The organism is Mycoplasma sp. 1573 (assembly GCF_053851775.1).
In genome coordinates this window covers 101,143-122,575 of sequence record NZ_JBSQBG010000001.1, presented here as the reverse complement: position 1 = coordinate 122,575, position 21,433 = coordinate 101,143, and the positions used below count along the sequence as shown (strand labels likewise).

The 21,433-nt window shown below is 31.0% G+C and carries 10 protein-coding genes; 7 read left to right on the top strand and 3 right to left on the bottom strand.

The window, feature by feature from the left end; genetic code table 4:
* Positions 1-5: 5 nt before the first annotated feature.
* From ACWXVT_RS00490 to ACWXVT_RS00465, 6 genes are all read left to right on the top strand, one after another.
* On the top strand, positions 6-8,447 hold the full coding sequence (locus ACWXVT_RS00490) for a hypothetical protein (protein ID WP_455967646.1): 8,442 nt from the start codon (positions 6-8) through the stop codon (positions 8,445-8,447).
* A gap of 85 nt (positions 8,448-8,532) precedes the next feature.
* Positions 8,533-10,710, top strand: coding sequence for an AAA family ATPase (locus tag ACWXVT_RS00485; protein WP_455967645.1), 2,178 nt, complete (start codon positions 8,533-8,535; stop codon positions 10,708-10,710).
* Between the two features lie 9 nt (positions 10,711-10,719).
* Positions 10,720-11,274, top strand: a complete 555-nt coding sequence (pth, locus tag ACWXVT_RS00480) for an aminoacyl-tRNA hydrolase (RefSeq protein WP_455967644.1) — start codon at positions 10,720-10,722, stop codon at positions 11,272-11,274.
* Positions 11,267-12,142 carry a tRNA lysidine(34) synthetase TilS gene (gene tilS / locus ACWXVT_RS00475; protein ID WP_455967643.1) on the top strand — a complete coding sequence of 292 codons (876 nt, stop codon included), beginning with the start codon at positions 11,267-11,269 and terminating at the stop codon, positions 12,140-12,142. Before pth ends, tilS begins: the two co-directional genes overlap by 8 nt.
* 57 nt (positions 12,143-12,199) lie before the next feature.
* The gene (ftsH, locus tag ACWXVT_RS00470) at positions 12,200-14,482 is read left to right on the top strand and encodes an ATP-dependent zinc metalloprotease FtsH (protein ID WP_455967642.1); all 2,283 of its coding nucleotides are present in this window, start codon (positions 12,200-12,202) and stop codon (positions 14,480-14,482) included.
* Positions 14,483-14,529: 47 nt separating this feature from the next.
* Positions 14,530-17,085: an MIP family Ig-specific serine endopeptidase gene (locus ACWXVT_RS00465; protein ID WP_455967641.1), complete on the top strand. Its 2,556-nt coding sequence runs from the start codon at positions 14,530-14,532 to the stop codon at positions 17,083-17,085.
* A gap of 152 nt (positions 17,086-17,237) precedes the next feature.
* Here ACWXVT_RS00465 and yidC read toward each other — a convergent pair whose 3' ends face one another.
* Genes yidC through rpmH form a run of 3 tightly spaced genes read right to left on the bottom strand, consistent with a single transcriptional unit; the run spans position 17,238 to position 19,731 of the window.
* Entirely contained in the window at positions 17,238-19,274 is a 2,037-nt protein-coding gene (yidC, locus tag ACWXVT_RS00460; RefSeq protein ID WP_455967640.1) for a membrane protein insertase YidC, read from the bottom strand.
* A complete protein-coding gene (rnpA, locus tag ACWXVT_RS00455; RefSeq protein WP_438341521.1) occupies positions 19,243-19,575 on the bottom strand; it encodes a ribonuclease P protein component in 333 nt (110 codons plus the stop codon). The genes yidC and rnpA overlap by 32 nt, the downstream gene beginning before the upstream one ends.
* Positions 19,576-19,581: 6 nt before the next feature.
* Positions 19,582-19,731, bottom strand: coding sequence for a 50S ribosomal protein L34 (gene rpmH / locus ACWXVT_RS00450; protein ID WP_438341802.1), 150 nt, complete (start codon positions 19,729-19,731; stop codon positions 19,582-19,584).
* Between the two features lie 309 nt (positions 19,732-20,040).
* Between rpmH and ACWXVT_RS00445 the strand changes: the two genes are divergently transcribed.
* Positions 20,041-21,426 (top strand): DnaA ATPase domain-containing protein, encoded by a 1,386-nt coding sequence (locus tag ACWXVT_RS00445; RefSeq protein ID WP_455967639.1) that lies wholly within the window; start codon positions 20,041-20,043, stop codon positions 21,424-21,426.
* The last annotated feature ends 7 nt before the right edge of the window (positions 21,427-21,433 follow it).

The following is a 21,433-nucleotide window of genomic DNA, read 5'->3' as shown; positions in this document are numbered from 1 at the left end:
ATATTATGACTAAATCAAGCAAAGTACTACTTGCATTAAGTTCTGTTTTGGGTATTGTTATAACTGCATCAACTGTAGGACTTGCTCTAACCAAACAAGACTTTGATAAAAATCAAAGCGATTTATATAAAACTTTCACTCGTTCAAAAGAGCAATTCCAAACTTACAAAGATTTTTGAAATTTTAGTCAAGAATCACAAAATGATTTAAATAAAAAATTAACAACAGCTGAAAGTAGTTGAGCAGATGAAACTAAAACACGTAAAGAAAAAATTCAAGCAATCAATGATTTCCAAAATACTTTCTTAAATAATGTAATTAATTGACTAAAAAACAATATTGACTACAGCCTTAGTTCAAGCAATCAAATAGAGCTACAAAGTTTTCTTTATTCACAAAGAAACCGTATCCAAGAACAAAGCGTTTATTCTTACTACTATGCTAACAATCCACAATTTAGTACTGATATTGACATATTTGTTTCGGAGTATAACAATATTTCAAAAGAAGATAAGCTAAAATTACTAGACAATTTTAGTGAAATGTTAACTGACGCAAACAGCCGTCAGTCACAACTTTTGGATAATGTTTTAGGAGCAAATGACACTAATTATCTAGTGCTATACAAACAAGAAATTGATTCATTACCAAGCAAAGTTCTTAAAAATCAAGCTAATGATTTAATTAATCAAATTGAATTTAAATTGTTAGAATCAAAATATAGTTACAATGAATTAACAATCTTAAAAAATAAAGTACAAGATGTTTTAAATCTTTACACAAGTAACAAAGACAAAATTGATAATTTCGTAGAGAACATCAATGAAAACATCAATGTTTTAAAGACTTTTGCTACTCAGAATACTGAAAATTCTGTAGTAAGTCAAAAATTAATTGACTTAGCAAATAATTATCTTGATAAATTAAATAACTGTGTAAGTGTGGATGATTTTGAAAAGTTATCTGCTGAAACTTCAAATGCAGCAACTCACGCCATTGATAGAACAAAAAGCATTGAAGAAATTAAAAATAACTGAAATTCTTACCTTTCATCGCAAGAAAGCAAAATTTCAGTCTTGAAACCTTACGCAGAAAACATCAAAAATTCTGATAGCTACAAAAACTTTATTGAAAACAACAATTACAATGAAGTTATAGAGTCAAAAGCAAATTACACAAGTCAGTTTTCAAACTTAGTACTATTAGAACAAAAAATAGCTAACATTCACAAATCACTAAGTGATAGTTTTAACGAAGATTTGATTGATAGTGCAAAATACAACTTACTAAAACAAGAATTAACACAGTCGGTTAATGCAAATCTAACTGTTGAAAGTCTTGATAAAAAAATAAGTAAAGTTGCCAGCGATGTGGCGGCTGTTGTTTCAGCACAACTTTTTGCTAAAAATACCAAAGAAAGTATTGAAGACTTAAACAACAAAATTTCACAATATTCGAACGTTTCTTGATTTAATGATGACAAAGATGTTTTGAAAGCTAAACTAAAAGAAATTTATTTACAAATTGATTCAGTTTTCAATAACAAAAATTTAAGCTCTGGAGATGCTAAGACATTAAGTGCTTCTTTAGAAGAAAAATATCGCCAAACTTTAATTGAATCGCTAAACGGTATTGATGCAAAAATTGCACAATTCTTGGCATTGATTTACAACAAACCAAATACTGATGAATTAGCAAAACAAATCGAAGATTTCATCGAAGAGGAATATACAAAATCAATTGCAGACGACACAACTGATACTGCTCAAATTTATAAAGATGCATTAATAAGAAGATTGAAAGAGCTCGCTCAAGCTTCAGTTATCTACAAAACTATTGAACTAAAAGAAACATATGATGATGCGGATAAATATGCTCGTATCACATATAACCGTGCTAATGATTTAATTTGAAAACCATCTAATGCAGTTAAAAAACAATTAGATATGTTGGATAAGTATCTTGACGAATATAACAAATTAAATTATCAATCTTGATACCAAGAACCTTCTGACGATCTAACTAAAAAACTTGATGAGCTAAATAAATCAATTCAAAACTATCGTCAAAACATTGATTCTTTGAACGACATTGACGCTACAAATAAAGAAATTAATGATTTAATTGAAAACATTTCTAAAGACCCACTTAAAAAAGAGCAATTAAAAGACCAAATAGCTAACATCAAAAAATTACAAGAACAATCTGAACAATTGTTTGCTGATGAAAATGCTAAAAAAGAAGATATTGAATCACTCAAAAAACAATTACAATCAGCTTTAAACTCACTAAAAGACTCAGGTCAAAGTGCTGACTTGACAAACGGTCTAGACTTGATTCAACAAGAGTTGGACAAATATTACAACACTGATGAATTAAAATCTCAACCAGGATACCAAACAATAGTTCAAAAAGCTGCTGACTTAAAGAAACTAAGTGAACAAAAACAATTGTCAGATGAAGATAAAGCAAGTCTATTACAAGAAATATACAAAGTAAAAGATGCTGTGTCTCTAACTTATTCAATTGAAGAAGAAATTAAGAAGCTGCAGACTGAAGAACAAAAAGTAACATCAGATGCCGATGCTAAAGATTTCGTTAATGGTGCAAAACAACTAAATAGCGCACAAATCGAAGAAGCTCGTTCATTGGTAAGCAAAATCAACTCTGATTTAGTTCCTGATCTTCGTGTTTTACAGAGTGAAATCGATGCATTGAAAAATCGTGAGACCGAAACAAACAACGCTTTATTAAAAGATAAAATTACTAAATATAATCAAGGGATTGCAAATAAAACTACTGACTCTGATTCTGAAGTTGCAAAACAATATGAAAATGCTAAAAATAATATTACCAATACTTGATATGGAAGCCTAGTTAACTCAAATTCAACAACTTCTCTTGAAGATGCTTTAGACAAAATAAAAGCAATAGACTCATTAAACAAAACCACAGCAGATGCTTTAGACTGAGTTGCTTCAAACAAAAATAGTAAATATGACAACATTTTTAGTGAGTTAGAAAATGTGGTTAGTGATAATCTTCTATTAGCAAATGACACAGTGGAAAGCTCACAAGAAAAAGAAAAAAATATTAAAACTGCTTTCGAGGTAGCAAAGTCTAAATTAAGTCTAAGTGAGTCACTTGATAATTTAAATAGCATCTTTACTAAAGATGACAAAAAGAAAGTAATTTACGAAGACTTAGTAGCAGAGGTTGAATCGTTATCAGCTGAATATTCTAGTTATGTTGATTCTAACTTCCTGTCAAGCACTGAATTAGACAACAAGAAAAAAGAACTGGATGCCAAAATTGCTGAAATTCTAGCTGCTAAAAATAAAATAGATACAAACTGACAACAAGCTGTTGATGATATTGACACAAATGTTGTTAACAAAACAGATGCTGCAATTGAAGCCTTAAAACAAGTGAGCGGAAATGAAAATGATACTTTCCCACTTTATGATGCGGCAAAAGCTAAATATGAAGCAGCTAAACTAGACCCAAATACAGATTTAGAAACTTTAGCAAACTTAAAAACTGAAATGTTGAATGCTTTTGAAAGAGATAAGCTAAATAACCGTCTAACAAAACTAGAAGCTTTAGCGAATTCAGACAACTTCAATACAGATAATGTCGAAAATCCAGCCAAAAATGCTATAGACACAACAAAGGCAAAAATTCTTGCCTTTACAGAAGATCTTAAAAATAAATTAACAAACGCTAACTTGACTGAAGAACAAATAAATCAATATAAACAACAGATTTCGGACAGCGAAAAGCTTTCTTCATTGCAATCAAATGTTGCTCAACAATTAAAAGAATGAGATGCTATTCAGGATGCAAGTGAAAAAGAAAGCAAACAACAATCATTGTCAAGTCTTGCTACTGCTTTAACCAAGTCTTATCCAACTAGAGACTTAGATTACAACGATAGTCCAGAAAAATATGAAGAATTGAAAAAAGCATATGATTTTTCAAAAGAAGCTGATAAGTGAAAAACTGATAACTTCAATGCTATTCAAGATCAAACTAGTGGAATCAAAAAACAACTTAACGATGATTTAAGCTCAAATGCAACAGAAGTAGATCCTGACACAAAGCAAAAATTAGAAGAACAACTAGACAATTTGTTACAAAAAAACAATGACGCAAAATCTATTGATGAGCTAAAGAAATTACAAGATTTTATTGAAGAATTAAAAGACAATCAAGACAAAGTTATTGATTTATCAAAAGAAGTACAAAAAGCTAAAAATACACTAGAAAATGCTAAAGATACAACACAATTGAGTGCACTAAATCTAAAAAGAGAATTGGAAAGTCTTGTTGAAAAAGCACAAAATAATTACGTGCCACAAGATATGAACATTGACACGTTAAATTCCCTAAAACAACAAATTATTGAAACAAGAAATAATTTAGAATTAGCTTTAGAAATTGAAGATTTAATCAAACAAGCAAAATTAGTTCTTAACGGTCAACCAAACGAAGATAACGGAGTCAAATATTATGAATTCTCAGGTACACCAGGAACTACAAAACTTTCACAAGTTAACAAATGATTAGATAATATTCAAAACGACTCACTTGCAACAGACGGAACACAAAATTCGGTGCTTTTACCAGCAATAAAGGCAAGAGCTCAAAAAGCCTTGGAGTTAATGCAACAGCTTAAGATAGTTTCAGACCAAATTACTGATTGAAAAGCACCTGAAAACACGTATAGTGGGTATGCAACTGATATTGAATTATTGCTTTCAAAATTGTGAACAAATTCACCTAAGGCTAGCGAGCGGTACGAAGATGACAAAGACTCACAAAAAATTGTTACTCAAATCAATAATTTAAAAACAAGTCTACAAGCTATTCAAGACTTACACAGTGCGAGAATGGCAAATAATAAAAATATTGAGTCATTTAAAACATCTAAAGTAGAGCAAAATTCATTCAAGACTGATTTTGCAACACTTTATAAATACATCTCACGTTCTTTAAGTGCAATTAATAAGCAAAATATTGAATCAACAGAATTAAGTCAATTGAAGGCTGAAAGTGGTAACATTGCAGTCAATAAAAAACTACAAGAATTGGAAGATGCATTCGAAAGTTTATTAAAACTAGCAAAACAAGTTAAGGCCTCAAATACCATCTACTATAGTGTACAAGCTAACTATCCAGAGGTAATGAGTAGTAAAACAAAACTAAGTAATCTATTAGAAGATGCTATTGATTTATATGTTTCAACAGACGTTGCTTCTATCAATCAAAAAACAAAAGAGCTTGCAAGTGAAAGCGCTAAATTAAATCTTTTAAATAAATACCAAATCATTAGGGCGCAAGTTGATGCTGATAGAGTGTTAAGTCAATCAGAAAAAGCATATTTAGAGTCTCTATTCACTGAATTTAGAAGCAAATTAGATTCAATAGATACAAATAATAGTAGTGCTGCTGATTATGACGATCTTTACAATACATACTTGAACAATGCAACAGAAACAGAAAAATCGATTCCTTTTGTGTTTGAAAACACAGTTGCTTTAAAATTAGCAATCAACAAAGCAAACGAGTATCTATCATATGAAAATATTGGTATCAAATCATATGAAGATAGTTCTGATACAAAAGCGAAATATAGTGCATTGCGTGCTGTTGTTCAAAATGCAAATCAAAACTTACAATCTGGAACAACACAACAGAAAAAGGAATCAGTTGAAGCACTAAATACAGCAATAAGTGAGCTTATTGAACAAAGAAAATCTGATATTGATAAAGTTAAAGAAAAAATCACTTTATTAAAAAATAAAATTCAAGAACAAATTGACAATAGCGAGCAAACAAAATATGCTGATTTTTCACAGATTTTATATTCTGATTTTGACGCTAAAACTTTAGATTTGTTAAATCAGGAAATACCAGCCGACTCAAACCCTATTGATGAAGTTAATAAGAGAATTCATACAGCACTCGAAACTTATTCGGTAGCTATTGTTAATGCTTATGACTTTATAAAGAGTTGTTTAGATAATGTAATAAAGAACGCCAACGAAGCTAAGAACGATTTCTTAGATACAATAATTAGAAGCTATGCGGGAAATGATATTTATACTCAAATGATTTCATTAGTATCACAAGCTTCTCAACATTCTAACAAGGCATTTAATATTGATAATTACTTAACATTAGGTCTATCAGAAAATCATGATTTCAGTACTTGATTTAAACAAAGTAGAGATTATTGATGACAACTGGGAGATCTTCCTGCTCAATTAGCAAACAATGTAAATCAAAAATTACACACACTTGCTAACAACAATTCAACTGGGCTATTTGATAAATTAAAAGCATTCCTTATTGATGCAGAAAACCAATTAGGAATTAAATATATTTTGGAAGCAGGAGCAAACGACATTTTTACTAAATCAGAAATGACTGACGCTAAAAATATTTTTGTTAGCGAATTCTTACCAAAATATTCTGAACTAAGATCAACTTATGCTTTTACTCCAGACTTGTCGAAATTTGATTATAACAGTACTTTTGCACAAGAAGCAAGTGCAATGAACGACATACTAAATTCATATTATTCATTTGTTTCATCAATTAAATCAAGAGCCAATAAAATATATAGTAATACTCAAGAAAGTGCTAATCTACCAATTAACAATTTAATTAAAGAGGTTTATGGTGGTAATAATGTAACCGTAAGAAATATACTTGACGGTAACATACAAATGTGAAGAAATAAACTTGGTTTGTCTATAAGTGACGTTTCAAGCGAGCATACTTTGTTTGCGGTTAATGAACACCTTAAATCACAAACATATGAAGATTCCCATTTGATTAAACTAATAAAACACGTTTATGAGTTTACAACTTTGCCTTCTAAATTTATAACAAGTGTGTTTGCTGGGTTATACCTATATGGCTCGAGTACCACTCCTTCTGCTGCAATAAAAATTCAAAATTACAAAAATATAAGACTTAAACCGTCAATAACGAGAAGAAAGTTTGGATCGGTTTTATCTAGTTTAGCAAAAGAAAATTCAGATGAGATAGACATAACAAACGCCAAGTCGTTCTTAGACTTGTTTTATGAATTTATTCCTGTATATATTTTCGATGAAACAAATGTAAAAGTAAAAATACTAAAATGAAATGATGGTTCATGGTACAAAATTGTCCCTTCTCAAGACACAGAAACCGTTAAAAAAGCAGTATTAAGATTTAAGTATGAATATACACCAAACAACTTAACTGAGTTCAAAAACATTGAAAGTCTTTCAATCATCACAGGGAGTGATCCGTACGATGTTTACACAAACGGTGTTAAAACAGGTGAAATGAGTTTTGATGATATCACATTATCATTTAATTCAGTAGATTGAGCTCAAGTTTCAGATGGAAGTAGTGAGCTAATTTTCCAAGGTGAAAACGCTGGTTATCAATCAAAAGTTGCTCTATTAGATGTTAATGATGCTGGTTGAGCAACTGGTTTGACCAAAGAACAATATGAAAACAAAATGTTCGAAGCTTTCAGAAATACATTGAAAGCAAATAATTCTGATTTAAATAAAAACCAAGTAGTTCAAAAAGAAAATAATAATGCTTTAGTGATGTTTAAACCAAGCAACACTGACATTGAAAACATGAAAATTGAATTTTTAAACTCACCTGTTCTAAATTATGAAAGAGCTGGCTTCTCAGCTATTTATCAAGATTTAGCTAACCAAATGATTGTGATAAATGCCGATGATACCAATAAGGAAATAGTTCTAGTGGAAGTTGTACCTGGTACATTAGTTTCTGGGCCAACTGCAGCAGCTGCTGCCAATTCTAGTGAATATGGTGATCTAGTTGGTCAAGGAAAGGCATATGCACCTACAAAAGCTGGTATTTCTGTGTACCAAAATCAATACACAATGCCTGCTGCTACTGTTTATCTATACAAATTCAAGTTTGAATACAATGAATCAGATAACAAGATGTATTTATACAATAGTTGAATGGAAACACAAAGTTATTACAAAGATCCATCGTTCCATGATTCAGCAAATCCAAGTTTATCTTCAAACTATACCCCTTACACTATTTCATATACTGGTGGAACACCAGACACTCAAATTTGACAAGTTGCACCAGAAAAATGAATTATCAATATTGCTGCCAATGTTTTAAATAAGTATGCAAGCAATGTAGATACAGGAAGTGTTGTACCTAACAACAATTCAACAGTTACGACAAGTGGATATGGCAAAGGTTATTTAAAAGATAATGACTTCATCTCATCAGATGCATTTGCTAAAATATACAAAGCGAGCGGAAGAGGAAAATTGATTTGATCATCTAGTGATAACCCAACTCAAACAACCACAACATCAGATCTAACACAAAAACCACTTATCTTTAACTCAGGAACAAAATTCTTTAAATTCAAGATTAGATAATATAATTACCCAGTTTGAATGCTGGGTAATTTTTCTTAAAACTTTAGTTTTAAGCCAGTATAAATGTGTAAAATTAATAAATATTATGAGTGAAACAGTAAAAGGAAGATTTGTCAGAGATATATTCGTTTCTAAAGATAATACCTTTAGAATTTCAAGTTTTGTAGTTGATGAACAAGTTAAAACAAGCCCCAGCTTTGTTTTAAACAGGTTTCGTAGCATTTCTATCAATACTTCGAATGTCGATTTTGAGTTTAACTCCATTTATAAACTAGACTTGATGAACGCTAATAACGCGCGTTACAAAGACACTTATCTAGTTGTGAAAATGGAAAAGTTAACAAATGCCGATTATCAAAACGTGATAAAGTTGTTATCTTCGAATGCTTATAAATCAATAGGAGCAACAAAAGCCAAGGAAATTGTGGACAGCTTGGGTATAGACGTGTTAGAAAAAATTAAGCAAAACTTGGTTTCAGAAAAAGATCTTAATATTTCAAGAGAAACTTTTGAGTTATTAAAAACAGATTTAACTTCTTCACAAGACAACATCAAGCTTAAACTTTTCTTATATGAATGTGGGCTTAGCGACAACTTTTACTCAAATTTAGTGAAACATTGCAAAAGCAACAGCTTTTTTGATTTATATGGTTCGAATCCTTGACAACTTTACTTTGACATGGCAGAAGCGAAGTTCAAGGACGTTGAAAAAATAGCATCAAAATTAGACAAAAATGATGCTTTCTGAAAAACTATGGCTTTAATCTATGATCTAATTCTTGATTTTTGTTTTAGTTCAGGAAATACAAGAGTTTTTGAGTCAAAAATATGAACTGAATTAGAAGCAAAGAATATTGTTTTAACCTCTGCAGATTTTAAAAAAGTAGTTGATACTCTAGAACAAAATAAACACATTTTAAAAATTAAACGCGGAAACTATAACATCTTAGAACCGCGGGAATTGTTCGAGCAGGAAACTTACATTGTTAGAAGATTAAAATACATTACTAATAATGCTAATGTAAAAAAAGTGAGTTACTCATCATCATATCTTGATAACATTCAAACAAATGCAGTTCAAGAAGCACTGAATAACCCATTATCACTAATTACTGGAGCCCCAGGAACTGGAAAAACAGTTGTAACAACTGAAATAATTCGCAAGTTAATGACTTTATACCATGAAGATGACATAGCTGTTGTAACCCCAACCGGAAGGGCGACCATTAATCTTAATAAAAAAAACACTGTACGTGCTTCAACTATTCACTCACTTTTGAAATGAGATACAGACGCACAAAAATTCTATATTAATGAAAATAATGCTTTAGACATCAAAGTTCTAATCATTGATGAGTTTTCAATGGTTTCAAATACAATTTTTTATCACTTACTAAAAGGAATAAAGAACAACAGTTTACAAAAAATTATTCTAGTAGGCGATTGCGATCAATTACCAGCAATAGGTCCTGGTAACTTGATTAGTGATTTTATTGAGAACAATATTTTTAAAACTATCTATCTAGAAAAAAATTATCGTCAGAAAGAAAACTTTGCCATCATTGATGATGCAAAGCAAATAAATCAGGGTCTTTTGCCGTTGTTTTCTCAACAACGTTCAAAATTTATACCAACACAACGTTTAAACTTAACAGACCAAATTATTGATGAAGTAAAAAGATTGATTTCTCAAGGTTTTAACAAGAAACAAATTGCTATCCTTTCACCGATTTATGATTTCCCAGTCGGAATAGATAACTTAAATGAAAAATTACAAAATTTCTGATCGCAGCATGAAAACAAAAAAGAGCACAATGTAAACGGAAGAAAAGTTTTTCTGAATGATAAAGTCATTAATTTAGAAAATGATGTGCAAAGAAATGTTTTCAATGGTGAAATTGGCTATGTCGATAGAATTAGTTATTCCAAAGCTAATGAAGAAGGTAATGTTTTATTTGTATACGTAGTTTTTGAAGATGGAAAAACAATAGCTTATACTCCTTCTGAGTTTAAAAACAAAACTATGCTTGCTTATTGCACTAGCGTGCATAAATATCAAGGTTCAGAATGTGATGTTGTACTGACAGTTTTATTTAGCGAAGCCAAAAGATTGCTATCCAAGAAACTGATTTATACTGCGATAACACGAGCAAAAGAACTTTCAATTATTTATGGTGAACAAAGCGCACTAGAATTTGGAATTCAAAATGACAACGATTCAAAAAGAGACACATCAATCAAATTGTTGTGACAAAAATTATAAGGAGGTAACATGAAACTTATTGTTGGTTTAGGCAACCCTGGCAAAGAATACGAACACACACGCCACAATGTTGGTTTTGATGTTATCGATATTCTAGCTTCAAGATTACAAGCTCCTGCTTTTCGTGAAAAATTTAAAGGAGAATATAGTAAAACTGACGACTACATTCTTGCTAAACCACTAACTTTTATGAACAGCAGTGGGGATTTTGTTAAAGCTTTAATGCAATTTTACAAAATTAACATAGATGACTTGATTGTTGTCTATGATGATATGGATCATGCAGTAGGAAAGGCAGTAATTAAAACTTCAGGTTCGGCTGGTGGACACAATGGTTTAGATGACATAATTCAAAAGTTAGGAACAAAAGAAATTAAGAGATTAAAGATTGGAATTGGAAGACCAATTGGTAATCTAAAAAATTATGTTCTTAATCGTTTTAGTCCTGAACAAGACAAAATAGTAAGACAAGTGATGGAAAAATCAGCACAAGTATTAGAAACATGCATTTTTAATGATATTCGCTTTGCAATAACGCAATTTAACACAGAGAATAATGACTAGAAACATTTTGCTTGCAGTCAGTGGTGGTCCTGATTCAATGTTACTTGCTTACAAGTATCGCAAAGAACCAAATGTTATTGTTGCTTGCGTCAACTATCACAAACGTGTTGATAGCGACATTGATGAACAGGTTGTGCGTGATTTTTGCAAAAAATACAATTTAAAACTTGAAGTTCTAAATGTTAATGAAAAAGAAGAAAAAGTTAGCAACTTCCAAGATCATGCTAGAAAAATTCGTTATGAGTTCTTTAAAACAATTTATGAGCGAGAAAATTGTTATCAGCTAGTAGTTGCTCACCACAAAGACGACTTTATTGAAACTTGTTTGCTGCAAAAACAACAAAAACGAAAAAAAATTTTTTTTGGCATCAAAAAACATACTTATATAAATGGGATGAATGTTTATCGCCCATTTATTTATAAACTTAGCAAAAAACAAATTTTAAAGAAATTAGCAAGCAAGAAAATTCCTTATGCTTTAGACTATACTAACGATTTAGATATTTATGAAAGAAACAAAATTCGCAATCAATTAAAGTCAAAATCTTATTTCTATAAGCAATTGATTTTTTGAAAATTTAGATTCATAAATTTACTAAAAAGTATTAGTAATTTAAAAGTAAAAAGACAATACAAATATTGAGAAAGCAATCTTTTCTCTTGTCGTCCTGAAGTTTTAAAAGCTATTAAAAATAAAAATGAAGTACTATATCTTTTTCTAACTATTCATTTTGGTTCAATTAATATCAGCAGTAAAAAAATGAATTCAATTTGACAATTTATTGAAGCAAAAAATGGTGCAAAGCAATACAAATTGGCAAATGATATCTTTTTAGCGAAGAAAAACAACATCTTAGTAATCAAGTAAAAGACTTATTTTGAATAAAAACACATATAATTTTATTAATAATTTGAAAGGAGAGTAATGGATAACCAAAACAACAAACCGAAAAAAAATGGTTTCTTCCGCTCAAAAGCAACTAAATGAGCAATAGTTATTTTAGTTCTTGTTGCAATTATTATCGGAATCGTTGTTGTTAGTGTTTTAAGAAGAACAAATGCTACTGCAATTGATCTTAACACATTCCAACAAGCCTTAAAAGATGCATCTGCAAGTACATCAGATAACATCTACTTTACTTCGATTAGCGATAATCCATTTACAAATCAAATAGCTTTTGAATATGTAAACAATGGATCGGCATTGAATGGTTATGTTTATGCTTCGTCAAATCAGATGAAGAGCTTATATGAACTATACCCAGTAAACAATGCAATCTGAACTGATGCTTTATCTTATGTAAAAGATGGAAAAACTGTTATAGGTTCATTTAAATCAGTTGAAGTACCAAGAGAAAACGGATTTGTTTCATGAATTCGTCTTCTATTACCAATCATCATTTATGTCTTATTCTTTGGTCTAATCATGTTCTTAATGATGAGACAAGGACAAAGTGGTGGCTTGGGGGCAAATGCTTCAAAAAGTCAAGCTATCAGAATTCATTCAAAAACTAAATTTAGTGATATTGCTGGAAATGAAGAAGCAAAAGAAGAAGTTATGGAACTTGTCGATTTCCTTAAAAATCCTAAGAAATATACTGCTGCGGGAGCAAGAATTCCTAAAGGTATTTTATTAGGAGGTCCTCCAGGAACAGGAAAAACTTTACTTGCAAAAGCAACTGCTGGAGAAGCTAATGTGCCTTTCTTCTTTATCTCTGCTTCAAGTTTCGTTGAACTATTTGTTGGAATGGGAGCAAGAAGAGTTAGAGAAATGTTCCGTGAAGCAAGAAAATATGCACCGGCTATCATTTTCATCGATGAGCTAGATGCGGTTGGTCGTACGCGTGGAGCTGGTATTGGTGGAGGACATGATGAAAGAGAACAAACTCTTAACCAATTGCTAGTTGAAATGGACGGTATTACAGAAAATAGTGGTGTGCTGATTATGGCAGCAACAAACCGTACTGACGTTTTAGATCCTGCACTATTGCGTCCTGGACGTTTCGACAGAACCATCACTGTAGGATTACCAGACGTTAAAGAGCGTGAAGCAATTCTAAAACTACATGCTCGCGGAAAAAGAGTGGATAAAAACGTAAGTTTTGCTAAAGTTGCAAAACGTACCCCAGGTTTTAGTGGAGCACAATTAGAAAACGTTATTAATGAGGCTTCATTACTAAGCGTTAGAGAAAATTCTTCAGTTATTACTCTGGATCAAATTGATGAAGCAATCGATAGAGTAATGGCAGGACCTGCTAAAAAATCAAGAACAATTTCAAAAGATGAAAACATTGCAGTTGCCTATCACGAAGCCGGACACGCTGTTGTTGGGCTAAAAATGAAAGGCGGAAACAAAGTTCAAAAAATTACCATCATTCCTCGTGGAAATGCTGGTGGTTACAACTTGATGATGCCTGAAGAAGAAAAATACAATATGTCTAAACATGACTTAATTGCTGTGATAACTTCATACATGGGTGGAAGAGCAGCAGAGAAGATAATTTACGGTGCCGACAATGTTTCAACAGGTGCTAGTGATGATATTTCTCGTGCAACTCAAATTGCTCGTCGTATGGTTACTGAGTGAGGTATGAGTGAATTAGGACCTATCAAATATGAAGAAGATAGTTCTAACCCATTCTTAGGGCGTGACTATGCTAAAAGTGCTTCATTTGGTTCTAAAGTGGCGCAAGAAATTGACTTAGCAATTAGACACATCATTACTGAAGCAGAAAGAAAAGCTGAAGAAATCATTTCTCAAAATCGCGAATTATTAGAATTAATTAAACAAGCTCTAATTATTAAAGAAACTATTGTTGCAGAAGAAATTGAATATATTGAAAAACATATGTCATTGCCTGAGGAAGTTCTAAAAGATAAAGAACATTATGATGTTAAAAATGATGATGAGCCTTCATTTGAAGAGTTAGTTTCATTAGCAACACAACCAAACAAAGAGGAAGCAAAACCACAACAAGAAACTAAGGTTGAAGAAAAAGCTGAAGACTCAGCTCCTGCAGTAGTAGGACAACTAAAAGTTTCAAATGACGTTTTAGATTTTTCAATGTTTTCAAAGAAAACATCTGAATCTAAAAAAGAAGAAAAAGTCTTGGATGAAAACAATTTGACACCTCGTGAAAAAGCAATTCTTGAAAGAAGAAAAAAAGCTCAACAAGACGAAGAAAATAAAAAAGACTCTAATAATTAGTCCAAAGTCAGCTTTAAGCTGGCTTTTTTAATACAATTAATATACTAATGAAGAAAAAAATCCTTTTGTCAGTTTTAGCATTATTAGCATCCGCAATTATTCCCACATCTATTGCCTGTGGTGTTTTAATAAATCAAAATAATAAAAAACAAAACAATATAAATATACTTGAAAAACAAATTCAAGACTTAAAAAATCAAACCATTTCACTTAGCAAAAAACTTGCAACTAACGAAACTGAAAAAAGTAATCTTTTGATCAAAATTAGCGATTTAAACAAGTTAGTGAATGAATATAAAAATAATCTCATAACAGCTCAAGAAAAACTTAAAGATAACGAGGATAAAAGCGGCCTAAAAATTCAAAGTTATCAAAGTACAATTGATGATTTAAAAGCCAAAATTTTGTTAAAAGATAAAGAAATTGAACAGCTTAAAGATGACTTGGATGATGTTAAAAAAACTTCTTCAACGAGTGAGTCTCACACTGATAACAAAGACATTCAATTGTTAAAGGCCCAGGTAGACAATCTTAATAAGATCCTAAAACACAAAGATGAACTAATTTCAGAATTAAAAAAACAAATTAGCGCCAAAAACATTGAAAATAACGCTCTTTCTTTACGTTTAAATACACAAATTATTGATTTGAATACTGAAATTAAAAATAAAGACCAATTAATTGAAATTCTTAAAAAACAATTAGAAGAAACAAAACATTCAAACGAAAACGATGAAAATGCACAGATTGCACAATTGAAATTTACCATTCAAACACTTATAGAACAAGTTAACACGAAGGATAAAGAGATATTAAAAGCAAAGCAAGAGTTAGAAGCATTAAAGACAAAAGATTCTAACTATTTAAAACAGATTAGTGATCTGCAGCAGAAACTCACACAGCTAAAGACTGAAAAAGACTCATTATCCACTCAATTGAATACTCAAATCACTCAGTATCAAAATCAAATAAACACTATTCAAGAACAAAATAAAAACTTGCAAAATCAGTTAAACTTGTTACAACAAACTAACAAGCAACAAGGTGAAAATATTAAGTCTTTACAACAAACTATTACTCAAAATCAGGATGCTATATCTTCTCTAGAAGAAAAACTTAAAGACTACAATCAAATTCAACAAAAGAATTTGGATCTGGAAGCAAAAATATTAGAACTAAACAAGCAAATAGAAAATTTCAAAAAACAAAATAACACTGATTCGGAAGCAAATTCTGAAGAACAAACTTTTGATGCAGTTGAATTTTTTAAACAACATCCAGAAGAAAAACAGTATCAAGAAACAAGTGAAAATAGGCCTGTAAACTGAACTAATGAACAATACGTGCAAAAGATTGTTGATCAAAGTTTTTCATTAATGTGAGATTTTCAAGACGGAACAAACACAGCCGGAACAGTATGAGTTTTAGACTATAAAAAATTAACTGATTCTAAATACACATTTTACTTTGCCACCAATTATCATGTTGCCTTGGAACTTTATCAAGGAGACAAAGATTTTAAAGAGTATCAGCAATTAAAAAGAACTAATACAATAACAAATATTAGATTGCTAAGTCCTAAAAATTGAAAAGATAATTCTTCATCTAACACACCATCGTATTTACTAAATTTGCCAAAGGATAATTGACCAAGAATTTTCTTCTTAGCTCAAAACTTTATGGATTCAACTGCTATGGATTACAATCAAAATCCTTACCATTATGCTGATTTCGCTGTTATTGAATGAACTGTTGACCTTAATGAATTGAGTGCTATCAAATATAAGACCACAAAACAAGATGCTCTTGAATTCAGGAGAAAATTGTTGAGAATTGTTAACAATTTTGACATAAATCCAGATGTAGATACTTTTATCAATGCAACTAAAACCGACAAGTTATTGAGCTTAGATTATTCCACTGCCAATGACATAAAAAAATCAGGTAATGTTACAAAAACCTTCGAATCTGCATTACCTACGAGCGAACAGCAAGCAAAATCACAGTCAGCACTTGTGAAAAAATACTTACATGGTTATCAATATAATTCATCTACTGATAATGTGTATTGAGCTGGGTTTCCTTTAGTGAATGGTATTGAATGAAAATTTTTAGCTTCAGTACCTAATCAATATTTAGCAACAAATAATGTCAATAAAGAAGATGGGGTTACTAAGAGCATTTTTACAGTTCAATCCCTGTTTCACAATCAACCAATTGCAAGTCACGGTGCTAAGTTTAATGAAAGCGCTAAATCGCTGTACTATGGACTTTCGTATGGTATTTATCAAAAAGTAGGCCCAGTAGGTGGAGTCAGCGGTGGGATGGTATTGAATGCACAAATGATGCCTATTGGTTTAATTTACGGTAATCAAGACTGATATGATTTGCAAAATGATGATGGTACAATGAGTAAGTATTCACTTAATATAGTGCAACCTTTTACACAACAAAAAGACATATATACTGAAAATGGAATTGCCTATGCTTTTAATTTAATAGATGGCACAGACAAACAAAAATATCCACACCAAACAAGTTCTTATCGTGAACAGCTAATTGCTAAATATGGAAGCAATTACAAGACGAAACTTTTTAAATAGATTCACTTATGTACTTGACTTTAAATCAGTGAAGTAATATAATGTTAGTGTGTTTAAAATAACTTTTTTAAACATAAATATATTTGAAACATTTCTCTAATTTGATATGAATAAAAGCACGCGTCAGTTAAGAGCGTGCTTTTTATCATACTTTATAATCTTGGCAAGATTTTCGTTTTATAGAATGAGGTTCTTTCTAATTTATAAACTGCCAATGTTTGACATATTTGTCAAATACCAGTAAAGATTCAGTAAATTTGAAGTCCAGCCTGGAAGATAACTCCAAAACCAACGAATACTATTGTAATAATTGTTTGAGTACGGTTAGATTTCTTAAACGCTTCTCTTTCAACAGCATTAGTACGTAACTTATCTTTTTTTCGATTCAATATTCTTGGTAAAAGTTGAGCGAATAATTGAATTACAACTGAAATCAATATAACCGGTAAGTACCCGAATTCGCGATTGTATACTAAATTTCTTCAAGAAGTTGCAGTTAGATCTAAACCAAGGAACACTGTGCTTTTAATATCAGGAGACCCTTGAATAACCCTAAACATAACCAAAAGAATAGGTAATGTTATAAATGAGCTAATTAAAGCGGTAAACGGATTGGCTTTGTTCTTTTTATACATTTCGTTAATTTCCATCCGTTTTTTTTGTTCCATTTGTTTGTCACCTTTGTAAGGTGCATATTTTGCTTCAATTTTTGCTTTTTTAGCATTTAATTCTGTTTGTTTTGTTGAAGCAAGAATACTCTTGTATGACAATAGAATTGTGATTAGACGAGTAACAATAATAGTAATAATAATTGCAATAATGAATGATCAACCACCAATACTATCCATTGCCCGCATCATACCCACTAACATTTTGAAGATAGGTCAAACGAAGATTCCATAGAATGGTCCGTATGATCAATAATCTCCATATGTAGCAATAGGGCGTTGTGCTTCTCCAACTAGTCCACTTAGCAATTGGCTAGGATTTACATAGTTATTGTAATTATCTAGCAATGTGTAACCTACTAAATTAGCACCATTTTTATCAGTTTTGTTTGTTAATAATCTGTATCCTGTGTATGAACCATAAGTTCTGAAATTGTTATTTGAAATTTCTCTAAGTTTACTAATGGTTTTGTAATATGCTTCATCAACTTCAACATTTTGTTTGTTATTTTTGAAATTCAAGATAAATGCATTAATAACATCAAGCGCTGAAGCATTTTGCAATTGTTCTTCAGTCAATCCTGATTCTGAAGCTATTTTTTGTCAGTATGTTGTTGTTTTTTCTTTATCAACATACAAGCTTGCATCATTAAGATCTTGTTTGTCATAGCGTTTTTTGAATTGTTCACTACCTTCGTTAATAAATGCTTGGTACATGTCACGGTAGAACTTAATTAGTGCATTACCGTTGGCGTTACTGTATGCCGGTAGGACTGAGAAACTACTGATTGCCAGTTTGTATTTATCACTAACTTGATCATTTGTTGTTGCTTCTGAATTATTGTTAGTTGTAGCATCAGTTGAGTTATTTGTTTTTGGAAGACTTGTAATAGCAAAGTCAAAGAAATAAATGTCTTCTAATTTTGTTACATAGTCGTAGTTTGTAATGGCGTTTGACACACTTCCATCTTTATTGGTTTGTCCATAAGACAGAACCATGTAGTTTGTACCATTGTTATAAACTGCACCCTTATTAGCATCTGAGTTGTTAATTAAAGCATTACTACTATCACGCAATTGGAAAGCAAGGTTACGTGTGTATTTTTCACCATATTTTCCACCGTTGTTATTGATTTGGTTTTTGATAGCTTCTAGTTCTTGCTTATCTTCTTTTCAAACATAAGGGTTACCATTTGTGAATCCGCCAGTGTTGACGTTTTCAAAAGTACCAGTATTGTCGTTGTAACGTAGAGGCGCTACGTTAGGCGAAACTTCTTCTTTCGCACCGTACATTTCAAAACCTGTTCCGATTTTAACTGGTGAACGAAGAACAAACGATTGCACACAGCCAGCAAGTCCTGTTCCGATTACGAAAATAATTAGTAAAATCTTGATTCATTTTCAAATCTTTTTCAGGATATTTTTCCGACCCTCAGGTGTATTTGCTCCTTGTTTTGATTTAGGGCTAAAGAAGTCGTAATGTTTAGATCTATTTTTGTACGACACTACGAATCCTTTCATATAGTTTTTTTATTTCCAATTCTTTTTTAGCGAAATCGATTGTAAAAAAATCTTTTCTTACAATGATGACACTGCGAGCACTGATATTAAAAAAATCGCTTTTACGAACAATTTGGCGTATTTGATTTTTATATTTGTTACGAGTGCAAGCATTTGCAAAAGCTTTGGGAATAGAGATTCCAACTTGAAATGTAGGTCATTTTTCATAATAAACGATTACATAGCGAGAAACAAACTGCTTCTTGCCATCAATTATTTTTTGGAACTCTCAATTTTTCTTAACAACGTGTTTTTTATTCATTGTTAACTATTTTTCATCTGAAACTGTTAATTTAGCTCTTCCTTTAGCTCTTCTTGCAGCTAAAACTTTTCTACCATTTTTAGTTTGCATACGAGCACGGAAACCGTGAACTTTAATGTGTTTACGTTTTTTAGGTTGATATGTTCTTTTCACAATTACTCCTTTTAACTAATATTTTGATTATCTTCAAGCTGATAAATTTGAAAATATGTAATATTATTTTACCAAAAACCTTATTCTTTTATACATTAAGTATAAAGGGGCAGCGAGCAAAGTATTGTTTGCAACCCTTAAACAAAAAATTTAAAAACGACAAGCAAATTTTGTCAATAAAACAAAAAAAACACTCATTTTGTGTGCTTTTTGTGTAAATAAATTGTCAATAACTATGTAAATAACTTTACAAATTGACAATTTTTATTTCAAATTTACTTTATAAAGTAAATGTTATTTATAATTTTTTTTATGACTTCAAATCACAGTGAATTTACTTCAAAAGAATTCGACTTAGAAAGCAAAAACACCCTAATTCAAGAAGATTTTCTTTCTTCTAATACTGACCAAATTCTTTATGACACATTTTTGAGTGAACTAAAGTTAGTTGCAGAGTATGATGATAGAGTTTTCTTGTTAACTAACAAGAATAATTTAAAACTGACTGAAGATGAAAATGTTAAAGCTTATGTGTTTCGGGTAATCAAGGATGTTTTTAATGAAAACAAGCACGTAATTTATATAACTGATATCAATGATTTGCCTAAAAATATTCAAAGCAGTGCTCGCCAAAAACCTAGTTCACGTGTAGCAAAGTCTTACAGAATTTCATCATCATTAACACTGGATAAATATGCGCAATTAGAATTTAACAAGTCAGCATTAATGGGAGCAAAAGTAATAATTAACGATGGAGAAGAGGCTACTTATACTCCAGTATTTTTCTATTCAGCATCAGGATTTGGAAAAACCCACTTGTTGCATGCTATCGCTAATGAGTTAGAAAAAAAGGGTAAAAGTTGCTTTTATATTACTCCTGAGCTTTTTACTCGTGACATAGTTTTAAATTTGCAAAATAAAAATCAACAAGCTATTGCTAAATTAATTGAAAGTTTAGGACAATATGATTGTTTAATGTTTGATGATGTGCAAGAATATGGAAGTAGAGACTCAACGCAGAGTGTACTTTTTAACATTTTCAACAACCATATTGCCAAAAAGAAACAAATTATTGTAACTGCTGACAAAGAACCACGTGAACTGGGTGGATTTGAAGATCGTTTTATTACTCGTTTTTCAGCAGGATTAGTTTTGCAAATTAACCGTTTTAATAATAATGATGTTGAAGAAATGTTTAGATTTCAATTCAAACAAGCTGATATCGATCCAAACATTTTCGATGAAGAGTGTTATAGCTTTTTTGTGCGGAATTTTTCTTCATCAGTACGGGCAATTTTAGGAGCAATCAATAAAATAGCGCTTTTCAAAAAGAATGATACTGATTTTAGACCAACATTAACTTATCTAAAACGCACAGTATTCCAAAACACTGAAGCTGACATAGATTCAATAACACCAGAAAAAATTATAGAAACTGTTGGTAAATATTACAATATCAACAAAAAGGATATTCTTGGCAAAACAAGACTTAAGCCAATTGTGCAAGCACGCCGGATTGCAATGTTTGTGATTCGTACTAACCTAGATAAAACATTCCAGGAAATTGGAGACATTTTTGCTCAAGCACACTCAAGTGTAATGGCAAGTGTTGAAAGCATTGAAGCAGAAGCTAAAACAAACAATGCTTTAAAAACAGCACTAAAAAAAATTGATGATAATATTCGCAAGTTGAAATAGGAGATCA